This window comes from Amycolatopsis sp. FBCC-B4732, from assembly GCF_023008405.1.
Classification (GTDB): domain Bacteria; phylum Actinomycetota; class Actinomycetes; order Mycobacteriales; family Pseudonocardiaceae; genus Amycolatopsis; species Amycolatopsis pretoriensis_A.
Window position 1 is genome coordinate 9,378,124 of record NZ_CP095376.1, and the last position, 22,273, is coordinate 9,400,396.

The following is a 22,273-nucleotide window of genomic DNA, read 5'->3' on the forward strand; positions in this document are numbered from 1 at the left end:
AGGAAGACATGCGGGCAGTGGGGGCCGCCGAGGTCGCACCGGCGACCTACGCCTGGGAAATCCGGGCGCAGGGGCTGAAGGTGCGGGTGGGGCGGCGGAAGATGGCCGTGGACGGGCTGGACCTGTCCCTCGGCAAGGGCGTGCACGGCTTGCTCGGGCCCAACGGCGCGGGCAAGACGACGTTGATCAGGGCACTGGCGACGGTGCTGCGGCCGGCGGCGGGCAGCCTGACGCTGCTCGGCACGCAAGCCGGCGGCCACACCGGCCAGCGCGACCTGCGCCGCCGGATCGGTTACCTGCCGCAGAACTTCGGCTACTACAAGCGGTTCACGGTCCGGGAGTTCGTCGAATACCTGGCCTGGCTCAAGGAGATGTCCAAAGAGGACATCCCGGGCGCGGTCCAGCGCGCGATCGAGCGCGTCGGCCTGGCCGACCGCGCCGACGACCGCATGAAAACCCTGTCCGGCGGCATGGTCCGGCGGGTGGGGATCGCGCAGGCGATCGTCAACGACCCGGACATCCTCCTGCTCGACGAGCCGACCGCGGGCCTCGACCCGGCGCAGCGCGTGCGGTTCCGGGAGCTGGTGCAGGAACTCGGCCGGGATTCGTGCGTGCTGATCTCGACGCACCTGGTGGAAGACGTCGCGACGGCGTGCACCGACGTCGTGCTGTTCGCCGAGGGGAAGCTGGTGTTCCAGGGCACCCCGGGCGAGCTGGCCGAAGCGGGGACGCCGGAGCACGTCGGCGACAGCCCGATCGAGCGCGGCTATTCGGCGCTGCTGAACCACGAACCGGGCAAGGGTGCGTGGTGATGATCCTCCGCACCGAACTCCGGCGCTCCATCGCGCCCTGGGCCGGGCTGGCGCTCGTCGTCGTCGCGCTCGGGTTCCTCTTCCTGCTCTCCGGTCCGTGGTGGAAAGCGCCCGCGTCGTGGACCGCGCACAGCACCACCGCCGCGTTGTGGCTGCGGTTCCTGCTGGTCTTCCTCTGGCCCATCGTCGTCGGGGCCGGAGCCATCCAAGGCATGCGCGACAGCCGTTCCGGCGTGGTCGAGCTGCTCGCCACGACGTCGCGTCCCGGGTGGCAGCGGGCGGCCCGGCCGGCCGGGGCCGTCGGCGGGCTGAGCGTGGCCGGTTACCTGGTCGTGTTCGCCGTGGGGGCCGTCGAAATCCTCGCGCACGGCGGGTTCTTCTCCCTCGGCTTCCTGCCGGTGCTGCTCGTCGGGTCGCTCGGGGTCCTCGCGGGCAGCTGGCTCGGGCTGGCGGTCGGGCGGCTGCTGCCGCACCCGCTGGCCGCGCCCGGGGCGGCCGTGCTGGCGTTCGTCCTGACGGTCCTCTGCTGGATGTCGCTCGAGAGCGGGCTGGAGCCGGTGCTCCCCACCCGGGTGGGACCGCTGGCGCCGTCGCTCGCGGAGCCGCGCGGGGAGATGGTGACGACCACCGTGGCGCTCGACCTCGGGCAGGGCGGGTGGTTCCTCGGGCTGGCCGTGACTTCGTTCCTGCTGCTGTCCGCGCGCTCCGTGCGGGCGCGGCTGCTCGGCCTGCTGCCGCTGGTCGCCGGGGCCGCCGTCGCGTTGCCGTTGTTCCCGGCGGTGCCCGCCGACGCGCTCACCACCGACAGCGTTGCCGGCCGGAAGGTCTGCGACGGGCCGATCTGCGTGTCCGAACTGCACCGGGATCGGCTGGCCGCGTTGCGGGGACCGGGTCGCGAAGCGCTCGCGATGCTGGCGAAACTGCCCGATCCGCCGACCCGGATCGAAGAGCAGGTCCGGCCGCCCTCGGTCACCGGGCCGGCTCCGCGCGATCCCCACGTCGTCTCCCTGGACTTCCAGCGCAACGACCTCCTGCTCACGGCGGGCGCGGACGACCTGCGGCTGGCCGTGCTGACCGGCGCCGGCGTGCCCAGCTGCGAGCCGCCGAGCCACAGCAGCGTGCCGGACCAGGCCGCCCGTGCGATCGGCGCGGCGTACTTCACCGGAAAGCTGGAACCGCTGCCCGAATTCACGCGGAACTGGTTCAAGCGGGAATTCGGGGCGATCGAACAGGTGTGGAACCAGTTCCGCGCCCTGCCACCGGACGTCCAGGCCACCCGGATCGTCGCGCTGCGGCAGGCGCTGCTGACCTGCCGGGGCGAACCGCTCGACGTGCTCGTCCCCGGTGCCCTCCGATGAGGTGGGCGGTGCTGTACGCCCGCTCGCGCCGGCTTCCGGCGGCGACGGCCGCCCTGCTGGTGGTGACGTCGGGGGTGTGGTTCCTGGGGCGGGGCTCCTGGAACCCGATCCTGGTGGTCCTGGCGCTGACGGCGGGCATCGCGGTGGCGGCGATCGGCCTGAGCGGGCAGGACGCCGACCTCGACCGGGCGGCGGCACTGCCGTGGCCGCGGCGGCGGTTCGCGCACCTCGCGCTGATCGGCGTGGCCGCCGGGGCGCTGGTGCTCGGCGTGCAGGAGCTGGGCCCGTCGGCGATCGACGCGGCGATCGTCACCCGGGACGCGGCGGGCCTGGCCGGCCTGACGGGGCTGGCCGCCACGGTCGCGGGCGGGCAGTTCGGCTGGACGCTCCCACTGCTCTGGTGCGCGATCAGCCCGTTCGTCCCGCCGGCGGACTCCACGGCGATCCGCGTCACGGCCTGGCTGCTGCAACCCGCCGGGACACCCGCGGCCACCTGGACGGCGGTAGTGCTCGCGGTCACCGGTGCGGTGGCATACACGGGCTGGGGAGGGCGTCACTGAAGGACCCCGGAAGAGTGAATGAGGGAAAACCAACTCCCTCCATGTTAAACGTATATCGCATTGGGGGGCTTGCCGCAAGACCCCCGTCGTGCCGCAAAATCGTCGCCCTGAGCCGGAAAATCCCGGCTCAGGGATCCAACGGGGGTTTTGCGAGTGCGTGTTTTGCTGTCGACGTACGGGTCGCGCGGGGACGTCGAGCCGATGGCGGGGTTCGGGGCGGAGCTGCGGGCCCAGGGCGCCGAAGTGCGGGTGTGCGCCCCGCCTGACGAGGACTTCGCCCGGCGGCTGGCCGACGCCGGGGTCGAGTTCGTGCCGTACGGGCCGTCGGCCAAGGCGCTGACCAAGGCGGCGCCCGCGCCGTCGTCCCTGCCCGAGCGGGCCGCCCAGCTGATCGCGGCCCAGTTCGACGTCGTGGCCGCGGCGGCCGAGGGCTGCGACGTCGTGGTGGCGACCGGCATGCTGCCGACCATGGCCGGCGCGCTGTCGATCGCGGAAAAACTGGGCATCCGGCCGGTGGTCGTGACCTTCCAGAAGGTCGTGCTGCCGTCCCCGCACCACGCGCCGCTGGCGTACCCGGGCAAGCCGTTCCCGGCGGGGGTGACCGACAACCGGGTGCTGTGGGAGCACGACGCCGAGAACGTGAACGCGCTGTTCCGCGAAGCACTCAACACCCACCGGGTCGCGAACGGGCTGGCGCCGGTCGGCGACGTCCGCGGGTACGTCTTCGGAGACCGGACGTGGCTGGCCACGGACCCGGTGCTGGACCCGTGGGAGCCGGTGCCGGGCCTGGACGTCGTGCAGACCGGCGCGTGGATCGTGCCGGACGTACGGCCGCTGCCGGCCGCGCTGGAGGAGTTCCTGGCCGCGGGTGAGCCGCCGGTGTACGCGGGCTTCGGCAGCATGCCGATGGCCGCGGCGGCGAACGTCGCCCAGGTCGTCGTCGAGGCGGTGCGGGCGCGGGGGCGCCGCGTGGTCGTCTCGCGCGGCTGGGCCGACCTGGACCTGCTCGACGACCGCGACGACTGCTTCGCCGTCGGGGAGGTCAACCACCAGGAGCTCTTCGGCCGGGTCGCGGCCGTCGTGCACCACGGGGGCGCGGGCACCACGATGACCGCGACGCGGGCGGGCGCGGCCCAGGTCGTGGTGCCGCAGGCGACGGACCAGCCGTACTGGGCGGGCCGGGTGGCCGAGCTGGGCATCGGCGTCGCCCACGACGGCCCGGTGCCGACCGTCGCCTCGTTGTCCGCGGCGCTCGAGACGGCCTTGGCGACCTCGACCCGGGCCCGGGCGGCCGCGGTGGCCGCCACGATCCGCGCCGACGGCGCCGAAGTGGCCGCGAAGCTGCTGCTCGGCAGCCGTGAGACCCAGCCCGCCTGAACCAGCATCGAACGAACAAGGGGAGATTCATGATCGACGTGATCGTGGCCGGTGGCGGCCCGACGGGGACGATGCTGGCCGCCGAACTGCGGCTGCACGGCGTGCGGGTGCTCGTGCTGGAGCGGGAAGCCGAGCCGGTCAAGGAGGTCCGGTCGCTCGGCCTGCACGTGCGCAGCATCGAGGTGATGGCCCAGCGCGGCCTGCTGGACCGCTTCCTCGAAGAGGGCAAGCAGTTCAAGATGGCCGGGTACTTCGCCGGCATCGACAAGCCGTGGCCGGAACGGCTGGACAGCGCGCACGCCTACGTCCTCGGTATCCCGCAGCCGGTCACCCAGCGGCTGCTGACCGAACACGCCGTCAAGGCGGGCGTCGAGATCCGGCCCGGCGCCGAGGTGACCGGGCTGAGCCAGGACGACGAGGGCGTCACCGTCGAGCTGGCCGGCGGTGAGCGGCTGCGGGCGCGCTACCTCGTCGGCTGCGACGGCGGGCGCAGCACGGTCCGGAAGCTGCTCGGGATCGGCTTCCCCGGGGAGCCGGCCCGGCACGAGACGCTGCTCGGCGAGATGGAGGTGACCGCGCCGGCCGAAGAGGTGGCCGCCATCGTGACCGAGATCCGCAAGACGGAGAAGTTCTTCGGGCTCGGGCCGCTCGGGAAAACCGGGCGGTACCGGGTGCTCGTGCCCGCCGAGCAGGTGCGCGAAGACCGGTCGGTCCCGCCGACGCTGGAGGAGTTCAAGGAGCGGCTGCGCGTGTACGCGGGCACCGACTTCGGCGTGCACTCGCCGCTGTGGCTGTCCCGCTTCGGCGACGCGACGAGGCTCGCCGAGCGCTACCGGGACGGCCGGGTCTTCCTCGCGGGCGACGCGGCGCACATCCACCCGCCGCTGGGCGGGCAGGGCCTCAACCTCGGCCTCCAGGACGCGGTGAACCTCGGCTGGAAACTGGCCGCCGAACTCGGCGGGTGGGCGCCGGCGGGCCTGCTGGACACCTACCAGGCCGAACGGCACCCGGTGGCCGCCGACGTGCTGGACAACACCCGGGCCCAGGGCGAGCTGATGCGCCCCGACGCCGGACCGCAGGCCCTGCGCCGGCTGCTGGCGAAGCTGATGGACTTCGAAGAGGTGAACCGGTACCTGATCGGGCGCATCGTCGGCATCGAGATCCGCTACGACTTCGGCGACGACCACGACCTCGTCGGACGGCGGCTGCGGGACGTCGAGCTGAAGGGCGGCCGGCTGTACGACCTGATGCACGGCGGCCGCGGGGTGCTGCTCGACCAGACCGGGCGCCTCTCGGTGGCCGGCTGGGCGGACCGGGTCGACCACGTCGTGGACGTCAGCGAAGAGCTGGACGTGCCCGCCGTGCTGGTGCGGCCGGACGGCCACGTGGCCTGGGCCGGCGAAGACCAGGGACAACTGCAGGACCGGCTGGCGCGGTGGTTCGGCGCGCCGGCCGAGGCGTGAGGGGACGCATGACGGAACACGAAACAGAACTGAAGGCCGAACGCGCCCACGTCGCCGGGCTCTACGACCGGCTCGACGCCGAACGCGAGCGCGTGCGCGACGCCTACCGGGCGGCGCTCGGCGGCAACGACCTCGGCGCCATGGAACGGGACGTCCGGGTGCGGGCGCTCGGCCGGGAGGTGCGGCGGCTGGACGTCGTCGACAACGGGCTGTGCTTCGGGCGGCTCGACGCCGTTTCGGGGGAGCGCTCCTACATCGGCCGGATCGGGCTCTTCGACGAGGAAAACGACCACGAACCGGTGCTGCTCGACTGGCGGGCGCCGGCCGCGCGGCCGTTCTACACCGCCACCGGCGCGCACCCGGAGGACATGCGCCGCCGCCGTCAGTTCCACACCCATCGGCGGGACGTGGTCGACTTCACCGACGAGGACCTCGGCCGCCCGGGCGGGGACGCGTCGGGGGACGCGGCGCTGCTCGCCGCCGTCAACGCCCCACGCGGCGAGGGCATGCGGGACATCGTCGCGACGATCCAGGCCGAGCAGGACGAGATCATCCGGCTCGACCACCCGGGCGTGCTGGTGATCGAAGGCGGGCCGGGCACCGGGAAGACGGTGGTGGCGCTGCACCGCGTCGCCTACCTGCTCTACACCCAGCGGGAACGGATGGAACGCCACGGCGCGCTCGTGGTCGGGCCCAACCCGGCGTTCCTGAACCACATCGGGCGCGTGCTGCCGTCGCTCGGGGAAACCGACGTCGTCTTCACGACCACCGGCGACCTCGTGCCCGGCCTGCACGTCACGGCCGAGGACGCGCCGGAAGCCGCGCGGGTCAAGGGTTCCCGGAAGATCCTGGACGTGCTCGCGGCCGCCATCGCCGACCGGCAGCGGCTTCCCGCGGAGCCGGTGGAGATCCAGCTGCGGGACGCGACCGTGCGGATCGACGCCGCGACCGCGGAGTGGGCCCGGCAGGAGGCGCGCGACAGCGGGCAGCCGCACAACGAAGCCCGCGCGGTGTTCGCCGACATCGTCACCTACGTGCTCACCGAACGGGCGATGAAGCGGATCGGCCAGGGCTGGCTGAGCCGCGACGACCGCGAGGACTGGGAACGGTTCCGGGCCGAACTGGTCAAGGATCTCAACGCCGACGAGGTGTTCACCCGCACGCTCGACGAGCTGTGGCCGATCCTGACCCCGGAAACCCTGCTGGCGCAGCTGTATTCGTCGCCGGAACGGCTGCGCGCGGCGGGCGGTGACCCCGTGCTGGCGCGGGCCGAGGGCGACGCCTGGACGGTGTCGGACGTGCCGCTGCTCGACGAGCTCGTCGACCTGCTGGGCCGGGACCTCGCGGCCGAGAAGGCGGTGGAGCGGGCAGCCGAGCGGGAGCGGAAGGCGAAGGCCGCCTACGCCGCCGACGTCCTGGACAACCTCATCGAGCGCGAGGACGTCGACGAGGACGTCGGCCTGGTCGCCAAGGACCTGCTCTACGGTGAGGACCTGGCGGACCGGTTCGTCGAAACCGACACGCGGACGCTCGTCGAGCGCGCCTCGGCGGACCGGGATTGGACCTACCGGCACGTCGTGGTCGACGAGGCCCAGGAACTGTCCGAAATGGACTGGCGGGTGCTGATGCGGCGGTGTCCCGGGCGGTCGTTCACGGTGGTGGGCGACCTCGCCCAGCGCCGGTCGGCGGCCGGGGCGCGGTCGTGGGGCGCGATGCTCGACCCGTACGTGCCCGGCCGCTGGGTCTACCGCTCGCTGACGGTGAACTACCGCACGCCGGCGGAGATCATGAGCGTTGCCGCCGCCGTGCTGGCCGGGTTCGCGCCCGACGTGCGGCCGCCGGAGTCGGTGCGCGCGTGCGGGGTCGCGCCGTGGGCGCGGCGGGTCGGCGACGGCGAACTCGCCGCGGCCGTCGAGGAGTTCACCGGCGCGGAAGCCGGGCGCGAAGGCACCAGCGTCGTGATCGGGCCGCCCGGGGTGCCGGGCGCGGTACCTCCGTCCGAGACGAAGGGCCTGGAGTTCGACGCCGTGCTGGTCGTGGACCCGGACCGGATCCTCGACGGCGGGCCCCGCGGCGCGGCCGAGCTCTACGTGGCGCTCACCCGCGCCACGCAGCGCCTCGGCGTCCTGCACCGGGGTCCGCTGCCGCGGGAGCTGGCCGGGCTCGCCGAGGCCCCGGTGCCGGTGCCGTGACGCTCAGACGTCGCGGATGTTCGTCTCCAGCTCGAGCGGCTCGCGGTCCCAGTCCTCGACGCCGAAGGCGAGGATGCGCTCGGGGTGGATGCGGATCACGGCGTCGTCGAAGTGGTTGTCCGGGAGGTTGACGCCGGTCAGCGCTTCGGCGCGGCCGCGGATCTCCAGGCAGCGCACGCGCCACGGGTTCGTCGAGGGGAGGTCGTCGACGACGAAGGCGACCTGGTCGTCGGTCGCGATGTTGCGGAACTTCTTGCTGTTCCGCAGGTTGTGCCCGGTGACGTCGACGGTCTTCTCGTCCGGGTTGTAGCGGAAGCCGACCGGGTTGGCCTGCAGGGTCCCGTTCGGCTGCCGGGTGGCGAGGCGGCCCAGCGGCTGGGCGGCGAGGTATTCGAGCTCTGCTTCGGTGAACATGCCGCCCAGCCTCCGACTTCAAGCTCCCTTGAAGTCAAGCACCAGCTCGGCGAACCGCGTGGCGATCCGGCGGTGGGCCGCGGGGTCCGGGTGGAGGGCGTCCGGCAGCGGGAACTCGGCGAAGTCGGCTTCGCCGTAGAGGGCGAGACCGTCGAGGTAGCGCAGGTTCGGGTCCTCGGCCTGCCGCTGCGCGACGATCCGGGCCAGCTCGTCCCGGACGACTTCCAGGGTCAGCTTGCCCGCGGCCCGCTCGGCGGGGTCCCCGGTCGCCCGGAACCGGACCTCGCCGGCGGCCAGCGCTTCGTGGTCGAAGTCGCCCGGCCCCGGCGTCTGCTCGTGGATCGGGCAGTACAGCGGGGAGACGACGACCAGCGGCGTGTCCGGGTGTCCTTCGCGGATGGTGTCGAGGAAGCCGTGCACGGCCGGGCCGAACGCGCGCAGGCGCATCAGGTCGGCGTTGACGACGTTGATGCCGAGCTTGACGCTGACCAGGTCGGCGGGGGTGTCGCGCAGCGCGCGGGCGGTGAACGGGTCGAGCAGCGCGTTGCCGCCGAACCCGAGGTTCACCAGGTCGACGCCGGCCGCGGTGGCGGCGAGCGCGGCCCAGGTGGTGGCCGGGCTGGCGGCGTTCGAGCCGTGGCTGATCGAGCTCCCGTGGTGAAGCCACACCCTTCGCCGGGGCAGCGGCTCGACGGGCGCGTCGGTGCGCAGAGCGAGCAGTTCGGTGATCTCGTGGTGCGGCAGCCAGATCTCGACGTCCTTGGGGTGCGTGCCCAGGTCGCCGAACCGCACGGTGCCGGGCGGGCCGTCGCGGTGCTCGCCGGCGCCGGTGCGCGGGTCGACGGTCAGGGTGTTGCCGCCGTCGACGTTCGCTTGGGCGACGAGCTCGCCGTCGACCAGCAGGTCGTACAAGCCGTCCGGACGCGGCGGCGCGCCGGCGTAGACCACCTTGGTGCGCCGGGTTTCCAGCTCGACGACGGCGGCGCTGGTCCGGAACCGCAGCCGCACGCCGGCGGGCTGCGCTTCGGCCATGGCCAGGCGCGGGTCGGTGTTCTGCGCGCGGGCCCGGGCGGGCAGGCGGTGCGGGGCGAGGCCGTGCCCGGTGCGCTCGAGTTCGAGGGCGCCGAGCACCAGGCCGTCGGTCAGGGGGGTGATGATCATGAGGTGGGCCAATCGCGGAGAACGGTGTCGAGCACGGTCAGGATCCGGTGCCAGGACTCCTGGGAGGGCGGCGAGCTGTGGTCGAAGCCGCCTTGGGCCTCGAGGTCGACGTACCCGTGGAAGACGCTGCCGAGCAGCCGCACGGCGTGCGTCTCGTCCGGGCCGGTCACGGCGTAGCCGCGCAGGATCGCGCGCATCATCTCGGCGTGCCGGGGCCCGGCGCTCGCGGCGGCGGTTTCCGGGTCGAGCCGGAACCGCGTGGCGGCGTACCGGCCGGGGTGTTCCCGGGCGTAGTCGCGGTAGACGTCGGCGAAGGCGATGAGCGCGTCCTTGCCCGCCCGGCCCGCCAGCGCGGCGGCCGCGCGGTCGGCGAGCTCGTCCAGCGCGAGCAGCGCGATCTTCGCCCGCAGGTCGTGCGCGTTCTTGACGTGCGAATACAGGCTCGCGACCTTGACGTCGAAGCGCCGCGCCAGCTCCGACGGCGTCACGTTGGCGAAGCCGGCCTCGTCGGCCAGCTCGGCGCCGGCGCGCACGACGCGTTCCGTGGTCAACCCGGCTCGAACCATGAACTCACTCCCTTTTGCCTAATGAGAGTGTAGCTCAGCCTAAAGGCTTTAGGAAAACAGGGCGTCCGCCCAGCTCGACTCGCGGGTCACGCCCGGCGGGATCGCGAAGTGCGCCGAGCCCGTGTGCTGGACGTACTCCATCATCGCGTCCTTCGACGACAGCGCCTGCTGCATCGGGACGTACTGCTTGCGCGTGTCCCTGTTGAACGCCAGGAAGAACAGCCCCGCCTCCAGGTGCCCGACGCCGTCGGAACCGTCGACGAAGTTGTAGCCGCGGCGCAGGATGCGGACGCCGTTCAGGGCCTGGTGCGAGGCCAGCCGGACGTGGGCGTCCTCCGCGATCACCTTCTCGCCGCCCGCGCCGCCGACGTCGAGGTCCAGCTCGTCGAACTCCGCGGCCTGGCCCAGCGGGGCGCCGGTGCCCTTCGCGCGGCCGATGATCTTCTGCTGGCCGTCCAGGGACTCGCGGTCCCAGGTCTCGATGTGCATCCGGATCCGGCGCGCCACCAGGTACGAGCCGCCGGCCATCCAGGCCGGGCCGTCCGCGGCTTCGGCCCACACCTGGTCGCGCAGGATGTCGGTGTCCTCGGACTTGATGTTGTTCGTGCCGTCCTTGAAGCCGAACAGGTTCCGCGGGGTCGCCTGCGCCCGGGACGTCGACGAGCTGCGGCCGAAGCCGAGCTGCGACCAGCGGACCTCGGTGACGCCGAAGCCGAGGCGCACCAGGTTGCGGACCGCGTGCACCGCGACCTGCGGGTCGTCCGCGCAGGCCTGGATGCACAGGTCGCCGCCGCTGCGGGCCGGGTCGAGCTTGTCCTTCGGGAACAGCGGCAGGTCGATCAGCTGCGGCGGCCGCTTGCCCGCCAGCCCGAACCGGCCGTCGAACAGCGACGGCCCGAAGCCGATGGTCAGCGTCAGGTTTGCGGCCGGCAGGTCGAGCGCCTCGCCGGTGTCGCCCGGCGGGGCGTACTGGCCGCCGTCGATCGCGCCGCCCGCCACGACCTCCTGGCCGGCGGTCATCCGGCGGGCGGCGTCGGTCCACGTCTTCAGCAGCTGACGCAGCTTTTCGCGGTCGGGGGCTGTCACATCCAAAGCCACGAAGTGCAGGTTCGCCTGCGCCGGCGTGACGATCCCCGCCTGGTGCTCGCCGTGGAAGTCGACGGTGTTCACCGACGCCTCGGCGTTGCCGCTCGTCGCCTTGTCGATCCCGATGCCGGCGGCGGCGCCCGCCCCGGCGAGCGCGACACCCGCGCCCGCCAGGCCGAACAGCTTCCGCCGCGAAACCCGCGTGCCCTCTGCCGACGTCACTTCGAGACGACCTCCGCAACCTTGCTCAGCGGCTCGCTCAGCGCGTCGACGGCCGAAGCGAACTCCTTGACCTGGTCCTGGGAAAGGTCGGTGTAGAGCTTGAAGCCGTCACCGACGCGCTGCTTGTCCAGCAGGCCCTGGACGTTCGCGAACTCCTTGTCCAAAGTGGACGTCAGCGCGGCGTCCTTCGCCTGCAGGATCGGCCGCAGCGACGTGATCGCGCCCTTCGAACCGTCCAGGTTGGCCTGGAAGTCCCAGAGGTCGGTGTGCGAGAAGGTCTCCTCCTCGCCGGTGATCTTGCCGGTCGCGACCTCGTCGAGCAGGCCCTTGGCGCCGTTCGCCAGGTCGAGCGCGGTCAGCTCGAGGGTCTTGGACTTGGCGACCAGGTCCTTGACGTCGGTCAGCAGCTTGTCCGCGATCTGCGGGGTGTCGGCCTGCGGGCCGGAGACGAAGAGGTCCTTCTCGAGCCGGTGGAAGCCGGTGAACTTCTGGCCCGGTTCGAGGTCGGCCTCGCGGACGTCGATGGCCGGGTCGAGGTCGCCGAACTTCTCGGCGACCGGCTCGATGCGCTCGTAGTAGACGCGCGTGCGGGCGTACGCGGCCTTGGCCTCGTCGACCTTGCCCGTCTTGACGAGGCCGGCGAACTTGGCCGTCTCCTCCTCGAGCGCGGCGGTGTTGTTCGCGATGTAGTCGGCGTAGCTCTTGGTGGCCTGCGCCTTCTGCGCGTTGGCGTCGTTCTGCTTCGCGACGCCGCCGGTGACGGTGAAGTCGCCGCGGATGCCGGCGCCGGCCATGCCCGGCTTGCACGCGGTCTGGTACTTGCCGGCGTCGGCGACCTCGACGATCAGCCGCCGGTTCAGCCCGGGCGCGATGTTCTCGACCTCGCCCATGATCCGGTCGCCCTCGGCGTAGAGGTAGAACTCGGTGACCTTGGTGCCCTTGTTGGTGATCTCGAAGGTCACGTTGCCCGCGCCGGCCGTGGTGGCGGAAACCTCGCACGCGGTGTCGGACGCCGACACCTTGATCGGGCCGCCGTCCGCGGTGGCGCCCGCGGTGTCGCTCTTGCCGTCGCACGCGGCGAGCGTCACCAGCACGGCGGCGCCGGCCAGTACGGCCAGCGAGGGGGTCTTGCGCACGGTCACTCCTTCGAGGCGGCCGCGGCGGCGGGGACCGGCGCGGTCTTCTTGCTGGGCTTGAGGAAAAGGGGCAGCACGATGACGACGTAGGCGACCCACGCGATGGCCTGCAGCACGGTCGTCTGCTGCGAATAGTTGAAGATGCCCTTGAGCAGGGCGCCGTACCAGGACGTCTCGGGCAGCGTCGCCGAAGCGTCGAACGCCAGGGTGCCGATGCCCGGCAGGAACGCGGCCTCCTGCAGGTCGTGCAGGCCGTAGCCGAGCACGCCCGCGGCGACGAACACGAGCAGGACGCCGGTGATCGTGAAGAACTTGCCCAGGTTGAACCGGACGGCGCCCTTGTAGAGCAGCCAGGCGAGGACCACCGAGGCGAGGATGCCGACGGCGAAGCCGATCAGCGGCTGCACGGTGTCCGACTGCGCGGTCTGGACGGCGGAGTAGAAGAACACCGCGGTCTCCAGGCCTTCGCGCCCGACCGCGAGGAACGACAGCAGCAGCACGGCCGCCGGGCCGACGTCCAGCGCGTCGTCCATCTTCCCGCGCAGCTCGGCGGCGATGCTCTTCGACGCCTTGCGCATCCAGAAGATCATCGCGGTGACGAACACGACGGCGACGATCGAGAGGCTCCCGCCGAGCAGCTCCTGGTGCTCGAACGACAGCTGCGCGGTCGTGTAGGTGAGGATCGCGCCGACGGCGACCGACAGCAGCACCGCGGCCCCGACACCGGGCCACACCCAGCGCAGCGCGTGCCGCCGGTCGGTCTTCACGAGGAAGGCCACGAGGATGCTGACGACCAGCGCGGCCTCCAGGCCTTCGCGCAGCCCGATCAGCGCACTCGAGAACAACACGGTTCCGCCTCCCTGAGTTTCTGCTCGCTCCAGGAAGTTTTTAGGTAAGGCTCACCTGTAAGTCCAGCCAGCGTACGTCGGCTCGAAACGATACAACCGGGCAAAAGGGACGCGACCGTGAAGTTAGGTTAGGGTAACCGCAGGTCAGGGCCCTGCGCGTCGACTCGATAACGAATTCTGTGACATCGCTGGCAGTCGACCTGTTTTAACCCTCCGCTTGCCTGGTCAGGCGGCCGGGGGTCCCTCTTGAGTGGCTCCGTAACCTGATCGGGTGGCCGAAACCGCTCAGCCGACCGTCACGCCCCCGTCGTCGCCCCCGGGCGGCCCGCCGAGGCGGTACGTCGGCCGGATCGCCCTTTCACTCGGGCTCGTGGTCACCGGCGTGGTCCTGGTCGTCACCATCGGCGTCCAGAACCCGGACGCGCCGGCCGAGCCGCCGGCCGTCCAGCCTGCGCTTGCCATCCCGCAGCAGCGCCCGCAGCCCGGCGCCGAAGCGCCGCGAGCCGGGCTCGCCGCCCCCGTCGACCGGCCGCAGGTGTCGGACCAGGCCGAGCTGGACGCGTGGGCGACCCGCGTCGCGGGCAAGACGCACATCCCGGCGCGCGTGGTCGCCGCGTACGGGCGGGCGGAAATGTGGATGCAGCGCCAGAAGGCGACGTGCCACCTCTCGTGGGCGACGCTCGCGGGCATCGGCCGGGTCGAGACCGAGCGCGGGGACTTCGACCTCTCGGCGATCAGCGCGAGCGGCCGGCTGGTGAAACCGGTGGTCGGCCCGCCCCTCGACGGCTCGCCCGGCGTCCCGGCGGTGCACGACTCCGACGGCGGCAAGCTCGACGGCGACAAGGCCTGGGACCACGCGATCGGCCCGCTGCAGTTCTTGCCGTCGACGTGGAAGAAGTACCAGGAGCGGGCGAACGGCGACGGTGGCGCGCCGGACCCGCAGAACGTCGACGACGCGGCCTTCACGGCGGCCCGTTTCCTCTGCTCGGGCGGCGACGACCTCGGCACGCCGGCCGGCTGGTGGCGGGCGATCCTGTTCTACAACCAGGCGGTCGCCTACGGGCAGGACGTCTTCAGCGCGGCGGACGCCTACGCCGAAGCGAGCGTCGCGCCTTAAAGCTCCCGGTCGGCCAAGAACGGCGTGACGGCCATCAGCACGAGCAGCAGGACCCCGGCGTAAGCACCCAGTGTGGTGAAGATCGACATTTCGGTTCCTCCCTGTTCCGGTCTGGAACCAGCATCGCCGCCCGGAGGGGGTTCGCGGATCGGCCGACGGGCCCGGCCCGATCGGTCGAAAGTCTGATCCGCGACGGGCCGAACGGCCCTGGCGTCAGGAGTCGCGCAGCGCGATCCGCGCCTTGACCTCGTTGGCCGCTTCGAGGTACTCCGGCACCGGGTTCATCGCCGACGCCATCCGGATCTGGGCCAGCGCCTCGACGAACCGGCCGAGGCGCTGCAGGGTCCGGCCCAGGATGAACCGCGCGTAGTGGTCGGTCGGGTCCAGTTCCAGCACCCGGGTGAACGCCCGCTCGGCGCGCCGCAACTGCGCGGAGTGGAAGTACGCGCGCCCGGCCAGGAGGTGGACCGACGGCTTGTCGTCCTCGGACTCCAGCACGGGCTGCAGCACCTTCAGCGCGTCCAGCGGACGGCGGCGCGCGACCAGGTCTTCGGCCTGGCGGAAGGCATGGAACCGCGACTCCTCGGGAGGCTGCGAAGCAGCTGCGGCGTCCGTCATGGTCACTCCCACGTTACCCCGGAGGAGGGGGATGCACACGCCTCCGAACGGGACGTGATGGACTGTGCCGCCATGAGCAGCGGCTACCGGGGCCTGGCGCCCTACCTCTACTACGCCGACGCCACCGCGGCGCTCGCGTGGCTGACCAGGGTCTTCGGGTTCGCCGAGGAAGTCCGGTTCAGCGACGCGTCCGGCGAGGTCTTCCAGGCGACCCTCCGCGCGGGCGACGCGCGGATCCAGATCGCCGGCGTCGGGGCGGACTACTGGCAGGCCAAGGGCGTCGACGGGCCGGTCGGCCAGCTCAACATCCTCTACGTCGACGACGTCGACGCGCACTTCGGGCGGATCGAGGCCGCGCTCGGGGACGAGGGCGAGCTGGACCCGCCGCAGGACCAGCCCTACGGCGCCCGGGTGTTCACCGTCGCCGATCTCGGCGGCAACAGCTGGACCTTCTGGCAGCAGACTTCGGAGACCGTGGAGCTGCCGCCGGGCTGGCAGGCGATCCGCACCGACGGGTGAGTGACCGGCCGTGCCTCCAACGGGTGAACTGCGGCGACGGCTAGGCTGGGCGCGAACCCGCAGGCACGACGCACCGAGGAGCATGGCGTGGCTCTCATCGAGCAGGTAGGCGCGCGCGAGATTCTGGACTCGCGCGGCAACCCGACGGTCGAGGTGGAGGTGGCTCTCGACGACGGCACCCTGGCGCGGGCCGCGGTCCCGTCGGGTGCGTCGACCGGTGAGCACGAAGCGGTCGAGCTGCGGGACGGTGACACCGGCCGCTACAACGGCAAGGGCGTCGAGCGCGCGGTCGCCGCGGTGCTCGACGAGATCGGCCCGGAGATGGTCGGCATCGAAGCCGTCGACCAGCGGATCGTCGACCAGAAGCTGGTCGACCTCGACGGCACGCCGGCGAAGTCCCGCCTCGGCGCGAACGCCATCCTCGGCGTCTCGCTGGCCGTCGCGAAGGCCGCCGCCGAGTCGGCCGAGCTGGAGCTGTTCCGCTACCTGGGCGGGCCGAACGCGCACGTGCTGCCGGTCCCGATGCTGAACATCCTCAACGGCGGTTCGCACGCGGACAGCAACGTCGACGTGCAGGAGTTCATGATCGCGCCGATCGGCGCGGAGACCTTCCGCGAGGCCCTGCGCTGGGGCGCCGAGGTCTACCACTCGCTGAAGTCGGTGCTGAAGGGCCGCGGCCTTTCGACCGGTCTGGGCGACGAAGGCGGCTTCGCGCCGAACCTGGCGAACAACCGCGAGGCGCTCGACCTGATCCTGCAGGCCATCGAGAAGGCCGGCTACGCCCCGGGCCGCGACGTCGCGCTCGCGCTGGACGTCGCCGCGACGGAGTTCTTCGCCGACGGCGCGTACACCTTCGAAGGCAGCAAGAAGAGCGCCGAGCAGATGTCGGCGTACTACGCCGAGCTGATCCGCGACTACCCGATGGTCTCCATCGAGGACCCGCTGAGCGAGGACGACTGGGACGGCTGGGTCACCCTGACCGCCGAGATCGGCGAGAAGGTCCAGATCGTCGGCGACGACCTGTTCGTCACCAACCCGGACCGCCTCGAAGAGGGCATCACCCGCCGCGCCGCGAACGCGCTGCTGGTGAAGGTCAACCAGATCGGCACCCTGTCCGAGACGCTCGACGCGATCTCGCTGGCCACGTCGTTCGGCTACAAGTCGATGATGAGCCACCGCTCCGGCGAGACCGAAGACACGTTCATCGCCGACCTCGCGGTCGCCACCGGCGTCGGGCAGATCAAGACCGGTGCCCCGGCCCGCGGCGAGCGGATCGCCAAGTACAACCAGCTGCTGCGCATCGAGGAGACCCTCGGCGACGCCGCCCGGTACGCCGGCGAGCTGGCCTTCCCGCGGTTCAGCGCCGAGGGCTGAGCCGGGCATGGCCGACCGGGGGAGGACGACGCGCAACCGCCGAGGCGGCGGCGGAGCCACGCGGGCCAACCGGCCCGCGCCGGCCCGCCGCCCCGAGGCGGTGCGCCGCCGCACCGGCGACGCGGACACCACCCGGGCCCGGCTGCGCCGGAGCCTGGCGGCGAAGCGCGCGTCCGGTGCGGCGAAGGTGCTCGGCATGTCCACCACCCGCCGCGCGGCGGTGGTGGCGATCGTGGTGTGCGCGCTGGCGTTCACCATCGCCGTGCCCCTGCGCACGTACCTCGCCCAGCGGACCGAGGTCCGCGAACAGCAGTCGCAGCAAGCGCAGCTGCAGCAGGAGGTCGCTCAGCTCCAGGGCCGCAAGGCGGAGCTGAGCGACCCCGCGCAGATCGAGGCCGAGGCCCGGCGGCGGCTGCGGTACGTCAAGCCGGGCGAGACGCCCTACATCGTCCAGCTGCCGGAGGACAAGGCGCCGGACGCGGCTCCGCCGGCCGGGCAGCAGCAGGTCGCGGGCGGCTCCTGGTACGAGAACCTCTGGAACCAGGTCTCGGGCGGCTGAGGGCCACGCTCTAACCTGTTCGACGTGGACAACGCGCAGCAGCACCGGTTCGAGCCCGTCACCGAAGCCGACCGCGAGATCATCGCGGAGCAGCTCGGGCGGCCGCCGCGGGCGTTGCGCGCCGTCGCCGCGCGGTGCCCGGGCGGGCACCCGTCGGTGGTGCAGACCAGTCCGCGGCTGGAGAACGGCACCCCGTTCCCGACGCTCTACTACCTGACGTGCCCGAAGCTGAACTCGATGATCGGCACCATCGAGGCGTCCGGGATCATGAAGGAGATGACCGACCGGCTCACCACCGACCCCGAGCTGGCCGCGCAGTACCAGCGCACGCACGAGACGTACCTCGCCGAGCGCGACGCCATCGAGCCGCTCGGGCACCAGGTCACCGCCGGCGGCATGCCCGGGCGCGTCAAGTGCCTGCACGTGCACGTGGCCCACACGCTGGCGGTCGGTCCCGGTGTGAACCCGTTCGGTGACGAGACCCTCGCCCTGCTTAAGGCGAACGGGTGGCCCTCGGGGGACTGTGCCGCGTAACGCTCGCGGCTGGTGAAGAGATAACTGGGCTGGGTGAGCGAAAACCTCCTTCGGGACTCTCGAAGGGGTGAAACCTTGACTCGGGTAGGGCAGGCTGTCACCCGAGAGCGGGATCGATCCGGCCAGGAGGGCTCTGAGTCATGCGTGTGCGGCGACTGCCAGACGCAGTCGGGAGCTACACCCGAAGATTCGGGTTCCGGCACCGCACGGCGTACCCCCTGATCACCGGCATCTTCGCGGTGATCCCGGCGTTGCTCGCCGGCGGCGGCACGCTCGGCTGGCTCGGCGGCAGCGGTGACCACACCCGCGACGCCGCGCTCGGCCAGGGCTACGACCCCGGCCACGCCGCCATCCAGCAGATCGCCGTCGACGGCACCCTCCCCGGCGCGCCCATCCCGCTGCCGCTCCCGGCGTACGAACTCCCCGACGGCCCCCTCGGCATCCCCGCCACCGCGCTCGCCGCGTACCAGAACGCCGCCGGCATCCTCGGCCGCGAGCAGGCCGCGTGCCACATCGACTGGGCCCTGATCGCCAGCATCGGCCGCATCGAGTCCAACCACGCCCGCGGCGGCTACGTCGACGCGAGCGGCACCACCCGCGAACCGATCCTCGGTCCGCAGCTCAACGGCCAAGGCGGGTTCGCCGCGATCCCGGACACCGACCAGGGCCTGCTCGACACCGACCCGGTGTGGGACCGCGCGGTCGGCCCGACCCAGTTCATCCCGGGCACGTGGAAGGGCTACGCGTCGGACGGCAACGGCGACGGCAGGTCCGACCCGAACAACATCTACGACGCGGCGCTGGCCACCGGCCGCTACCTGTGCTCCGGCGGGTTCGACCTGGCCAAGCCGGACCAGCTGCGCGGCGCGATCCACCGCTACAACAACTCCGACACGTACGTGAACACGGTGGTCCTGTGGGCCGACGCCTACCGCAACGGGATCATGCAGGTGCCGGACAGCACGGTCCCGATCGGCGCCCCGAACGCCGCGCTGGCCCCGGCACCGCCGTCGGTCCCGCCGCCCCCGGTGCCGACCACGACGGTTTCCCCGCCGCCGCCGCCGACCACGGGTACTTCCTCGACCCCGCCGACTTCGAAGCCGTCGTTGCCGTGCGCCTCGCCGACGACGACGATGACCACGACCACGGTCATCAGCACGACGACCACGCCGCCGCCGGACACCACCCCGCCACCGCCGGAATCCACGACGGGACCGCCGGCCACGACCCCGGCCCCGACGTGCGGGCAGGTGGTCACGTCGGTCTCGACGACCACCACGACCACGACCGTGGGGACGACGACGCCCGCCGGTTAGGGTGATCGCATGCCTCGTGTTGCCGCGATCGACTGTGGGACCAACTCCATCCGCCTGCTCGTCGCCGAGCTGACGCCGCGCCACGACGGCACGGTCGACCTGCGCGACCTGCACCGTGAGATGCGGATCGTCCGGCTCGGCCAGGGTGTCGACGCCAGCGGGCAGCTCGCGCCCGAAGCGCTCGAACGCACGCGGGCCGCGCTCGCCGACTACACGGTCGCGGCGCGGCGCAAGGGGGCGGAGAAGGTGCGGATGGTGGCCACCTCCGCCACCCGGGACGCCAGGAACCGCGACGACTTCTTCCGGATGACCCGCGAGACCCTCGGCGTCGAGGCCGAAGTGATCAGCGGCGACGAGGAGGCCCGGCTCAGCTTCACCGGCGCCGTCGGGGAGCAGGACCCGGACGACGGCCCGTTCGTCGTGGTCGACGTCGGCGGCGGCTCGACCGAGCTGGTCCTCGGCACCTGGGACGGCAGGCAAGCCGAGGTGCTCGCGGCGAAGTCCGTCGACATCGGCTGCGTCCGCATCACCGAGCGCGCGCTGAAGAGCGACCCGCCGACCGCCGACGAGATCGCCACCGCGCGCGACCTCGCGGGCAAGGTCCTGACCGACGCGTTCGACGTCGTCGACGTCGCTCGCGCGCGCACGTGGATGGGCGTGGCCGGCACGGTGACCACGCTGTCCGCGATCGCGCTGGGGCTGTCGGAGTACGACAGCGACCGCGTCCACCTGTCCAAGCTGAGCCCGGCGGACATCGACCGGCTGGCCTCGGAACTGCTGCAGAGCGACCACGCCACCCGCGCGGCGAACCCGGTGATCCACCCGGGCCGGGTCGACGTCATCGGCGGCGGCGCGGTGGTGGTCCAGACCCTGGCCGAGCAACTCGCGGCCCGCGGCGGCCCGACGGAGCTGGTGGTCAGCGAGCACGACATCCTCGACGGCATCGCCCTGTCCCTGGCCTGACCCCCCGGCCGCCGCATGTCATGAAAGAGTCGTTCACCGCGTCCGACGCGGTGAACGACTCTTTCATGACCTTTGGCGAGGCCGTCCGGGAAGGATGAGAGGGCCGCTTCCGGGCCCCGCGCCGCAGGCCGGGACGCCGCGGCCGGTGCGTGCCCGCCGCCGATCCGAGTGACCGTCCGGACGTTCGAAAGGGCTTGTGCCGCAAGGGAAACCCTGGGTGAGCGCCCGATGACCAGCAGTCCGCGCTGGGCCGTCCGGAGCATCCGCTTTCCTACCTTGGTTGTGCTCCAACCAGGTGGTCCTGACGGTCGTCACTGATTTGCAACACCGCGATCCTGTGATCGGCTTCACCGCCCCCGATAGCGTGCGTCTCACCTTTCGGGCAGACGGAGATGGAGGGGATCATGCGGCGTTCGCGCAGGCTCTGGGGACCCACGGTGGTGATGACTTCGCTGGCACTCGTGCTCGCCGCGTGCGGTGGCGGGTCGGGTAGTTCCACGGGGTCCGGCGGGGCGGACCCGGACGGCGCCGTCAGCATCTACGGCACCGAGCCGCAGAACTCGCTGGTCCCCACCAACACCAACGAGCTGGGTGGCACCAAGGCCGTCCAGCCGATGTTCGCCACGCTCGTCGGCTTCAAGGGGGCGGACGCACAGCCGTTCAACCTGATGGCCGACTCGATCACCACGACCGATTCCAAGGTCTACGACATCAAGATCAAGCAGGGCTGGAAGTTCCACGACGGCACCGAAGTGAAGGCGCACAACTTCGTCGATGCCTGGAACTACGGTGCCTACGCGCCGAACGGCCAGCTCAACACCGACTTCTACTCGAACATCCAGGGCTACAAGGACGTCCACCCGGCGGACGAGAACGCCAAGCCCGCCACGGACAAGATGTCCGGCCTGGTCACCAAGGGCGACTACGAGTTCCAGGTGACGCTGGACGCGCCGTTCTCCGTCTTCTCCATCAAGATCGGCTACACCGCGTTCGCGCCGCTGCCGGACTCCTTCTTCAAGGACCCCAAGGGCTTCGAGCAGCACCCGATCGGCAACGGCCCGCTGAAGTTCGTCTCGCGGACGCCGAACCAGGACATCAAGCTCACCCGCTTCGACGACTACAAGGGTGACGACAAGGTCCACTTCAAGGACCTCGACATCAAGATCTACACCAGCCAGGAGACGGCCTACCAGGACCTGCTGAGCGGGCGCGTCGACTTCATGGAGGCGCTGCCGCCGTCGGCGGTCGCGGGCGGAAAGTACAAGGCCGACCTCGGCGACCGGCTCGTCACCGGGCACCTGCTCGGCATCAGCACCATCGCCGTGCCGTACTACGTGCCCGGGTACGACAACCTCGAGCTGCGCAAGGCGATCTCGATGGCGATCGACCGCGCGCAGATCACCAAGACCGTCATGAACGACACCTACGTGCCGGCCGACGGCTACATCTCGCAGGGCATCCCGGGCGCGCGGCCCGGCGTCTGCCAGTTCTGCAAGTTCGACCCCGCCGGCGCCAAGGAAGCCTTCGCGAAGTCCGGCTTCAAGGGCAAGCTGACCATCGCGTCCAACGCGGACGGCGGCCGCAAGGAACCGCTGGTCGCGGCGTGCAACAGCATCAAGAACACGCTCGGCGTCGAGTGCGACTTCGTGCCCGCGACCGACTTCGGCCAGTGGCGCAGCATCGTCACCGGCAAGAAGCTGACCGGCATGGGCCGGTCGGACTGGTCCGCGGACTACCCGTCCATCGAGGACTTCCTCAACCCGATCTACAAGACCGGCGGCTCCTCGAACGACTCCAGCTACTCGAACGCGGCGGTCGACGCGGCCCTCGCGAAGGCCGACGGCACCGCGGACAAGGACGCCGCCGTCAAGCTGTACCAGCAGGCCGAGGACCTGATCGCCAAGGACCTGCCCTCGATCCCGGTGTGGGACGAGAAGGGTGTCGCGGCGAAGTCGAAGAACCTCAAGTCGGCGGCGCTGGACTTCCGCCGCATGCCGGACTACCCGTCCATCGAGGTCCTGAAGAAGTAGTGGCGCGCTGACCTGCCGCAACCACCACCACGCCGTCGTGAGTGTTCG

Annotated in this window: 21 protein-coding genes; 14 read left to right on the forward strand and 7 right to left on the reverse strand. The window is 71.7% G+C overall.

Annotated features, from left to right (window positions below; all coding sequences use genetic code 11):
* Nucleotides 1–8: 8 nt before the first annotated feature.
* From MUY14_RS42735 to helR, 6 genes are all read left to right on the forward strand, one after another.
* The gene (locus MUY14_RS42735; protein ID WP_247018343.1) at nt 9–812 is read left to right on the forward strand and encodes an ABC transporter ATP-binding protein; all 804 of its coding nucleotides are present in this window, start codon (nt 9–11) and stop codon (nt 810–812) included.
* On the forward strand, nt 812–2,170 hold the full coding sequence (locus tag MUY14_RS42740) for a hypothetical protein (protein WP_247018344.1): 1,359 nt from the start codon (nt 812–814) through the stop codon (nt 2,168–2,170). The genes MUY14_RS42735 and MUY14_RS42740 overlap by 1 nt, the downstream gene beginning before the upstream one ends.
* On the forward strand, nt 2,167–2,730 hold the full coding sequence (locus MUY14_RS42745) for a hypothetical protein (RefSeq protein ID WP_247018345.1): 564 nt from the start codon (nt 2,167–2,169) through the stop codon (nt 2,728–2,730). The genes MUY14_RS42740 and MUY14_RS42745 overlap by 4 nt, the downstream gene beginning before the upstream one ends.
* A 153-nt stretch (nt 2,731–2,883) precedes the next feature.
* Nucleotides 2,884–4,107: a glycosyltransferase gene (locus MUY14_RS42750; protein ID WP_247018346.1), complete on the forward strand. Its 1,224-nt coding sequence runs from the start codon at nt 2,884–2,886 to the stop codon at nt 4,105–4,107.
* A gap of 29 nt (nt 4,108–4,136) precedes the next feature.
* Nucleotides 4,137–5,570, forward strand: a complete 1,434-nt coding sequence (rox, locus tag MUY14_RS42755) for a rifampin monooxygenase (RefSeq protein ID WP_247018347.1) — start codon at nt 4,137–4,139, stop codon at nt 5,568–5,570.
* A gap of 8 nt (nt 5,571–5,578) precedes the next feature.
* Nucleotides 5,579–7,762, forward strand: a complete 2,184-nt coding sequence (gene helR, locus MUY14_RS42760; protein ID WP_247018348.1) for an RNA polymerase recycling motor ATPase HelR — start codon at nt 5,579–5,581, stop codon at nt 7,760–7,762.
* A 3-nt stretch (nt 7,763–7,765) separates the two neighbouring features.
* On the opposite strand, the gene MUY14_RS42765 is transcribed toward helR, so the two are convergent.
* Genes MUY14_RS42765 through efeU form a run of 6 tightly spaced genes read right to left on the reverse strand, consistent with a single transcriptional unit; the run spans nt 7,766 to nt 13,195 of the window.
* Nucleotides 7,766–8,176, reverse strand: a complete 411-nt coding sequence (locus MUY14_RS42765; RefSeq protein ID WP_247018350.1) for a PPOX class F420-dependent oxidoreductase — start codon at nt 8,174–8,176, stop codon at nt 7,766–7,768.
* Between the two features lie 18 nt (nt 8,177–8,194).
* Complete coding sequence (locus tag MUY14_RS42770; RefSeq protein ID WP_247018352.1) at nt 8,195–9,337, reverse strand: GDSL-type esterase/lipase family protein; 1,143 nt, start codon at nt 9,335–9,337, stop codon at nt 8,195–8,197.
* Entirely contained in the window at nt 9,334–9,903 is a 570-nt protein-coding gene (locus MUY14_RS42775) for a TetR/AcrR family transcriptional regulator (protein WP_247018354.1), read from the reverse strand. The genes MUY14_RS42770 and MUY14_RS42775 overlap by 4 nt, the downstream gene beginning before the upstream one ends.
* A gap of 48 nt (nt 9,904–9,951) precedes the next feature.
* Complete coding sequence (gene efeB, locus MUY14_RS42780) at nt 9,952–11,211, reverse strand: iron uptake transporter deferrochelatase/peroxidase subunit (protein ID WP_247018356.1); 1,260 nt, start codon at nt 11,209–11,211, stop codon at nt 9,952–9,954.
* A complete protein-coding gene (gene efeO / locus MUY14_RS42785) occupies nt 11,208–12,353 on the reverse strand; it encodes an iron uptake system protein EfeO (protein ID WP_247018358.1) in 1,146 nt (381 codons plus the stop codon). The genes efeB and efeO overlap by 4 nt, the downstream gene beginning before the upstream one ends.
* Entirely contained in the window at nt 12,350–13,195 is an 846-nt protein-coding gene (efeU, locus tag MUY14_RS42790; protein ID WP_247018360.1) for an iron uptake transporter permease EfeU, read from the reverse strand. The genes efeO and efeU overlap by 4 nt, the downstream gene beginning before the upstream one ends.
* A gap of 370 nt (nt 13,196–13,565) precedes the next feature.
* On the opposite strand from efeU, the gene MUY14_RS42795 reads away from it, so the two are divergent.
* Nucleotides 13,566–14,312, forward strand: a complete 747-nt coding sequence (locus MUY14_RS42795) for a murein transglycosylase (protein WP_247025508.1) — start codon at nt 13,566–13,568, stop codon at nt 14,310–14,312.
* Nucleotides 14,313–14,525: 213 nt separating this feature from the next.
* Here MUY14_RS42795 and MUY14_RS42800 read toward each other — a convergent pair whose 3' ends face one another.
* Entirely contained in the window at nt 14,526–14,930 is a 405-nt protein-coding gene (locus MUY14_RS42800) for a tetratricopeptide repeat protein (RefSeq protein WP_247018362.1), read from the reverse strand.
* 72 nt (nt 14,931–15,002) lie between these two features.
* Between MUY14_RS42800 and MUY14_RS42805 the strand changes: the two genes are divergently transcribed.
* From MUY14_RS42805 to MUY14_RS42835, 7 genes are all read left to right on the forward strand, one after another.
* Nucleotides 15,003–15,449: a glyoxalase/bleomycin resistance/extradiol dioxygenase family protein gene (locus MUY14_RS42805; protein WP_247018363.1), complete on the forward strand. Its 447-nt coding sequence runs from the start codon at nt 15,003–15,005 to the stop codon at nt 15,447–15,449.
* An 87-nt stretch (nt 15,450–15,536) separates the two neighbouring features.
* Nucleotides 15,537–16,823: a phosphopyruvate hydratase gene (gene eno / locus MUY14_RS42810; RefSeq protein WP_247018364.1), complete on the forward strand. Its 1,287-nt coding sequence runs from the start codon at nt 15,537–15,539 to the stop codon at nt 16,821–16,823.
* 196 nt (nt 16,824–17,019) lie between these two features.
* Nucleotides 17,020–17,382: a septum formation initiator family protein gene (locus MUY14_RS42815; protein WP_247025509.1), complete on the forward strand. Its 363-nt coding sequence runs from the start codon at nt 17,020–17,022 to the stop codon at nt 17,380–17,382.
* A 24-nt stretch (nt 17,383–17,406) separates the two neighbouring features.
* On the forward strand, nt 17,407–17,916 hold the full coding sequence (locus tag MUY14_RS42820; protein WP_247018365.1) for a DUF501 domain-containing protein: 510 nt from the start codon (nt 17,407–17,409) through the stop codon (nt 17,914–17,916).
* 140 nt (nt 17,917–18,056) lie between these two features.
* A complete protein-coding gene (locus tag MUY14_RS42825) occupies nt 18,057–19,232 on the forward strand; it encodes a lytic transglycosylase domain-containing protein (RefSeq protein ID WP_247018366.1) in 1,176 nt (391 codons plus the stop codon).
* Nucleotides 19,233–19,241: 9 nt separating this feature from the next.
* The gene (locus MUY14_RS42830) at nt 19,242–20,195 is read left to right on the forward strand and encodes a Ppx/GppA phosphatase family protein (protein ID WP_247018367.1); all 954 of its coding nucleotides are present in this window, start codon (nt 19,242–19,244) and stop codon (nt 20,193–20,195) included.
* A 404-nt stretch (nt 20,196–20,599) separates the two neighbouring features.
* Nucleotides 20,600–22,225, forward strand: a complete 1,626-nt coding sequence (locus MUY14_RS42835) for an ABC transporter substrate-binding protein (protein WP_247018368.1) — start codon at nt 20,600–20,602, stop codon at nt 22,223–22,225.
* Nucleotides 22,226–22,273 lie beyond the last annotated feature (48 nt).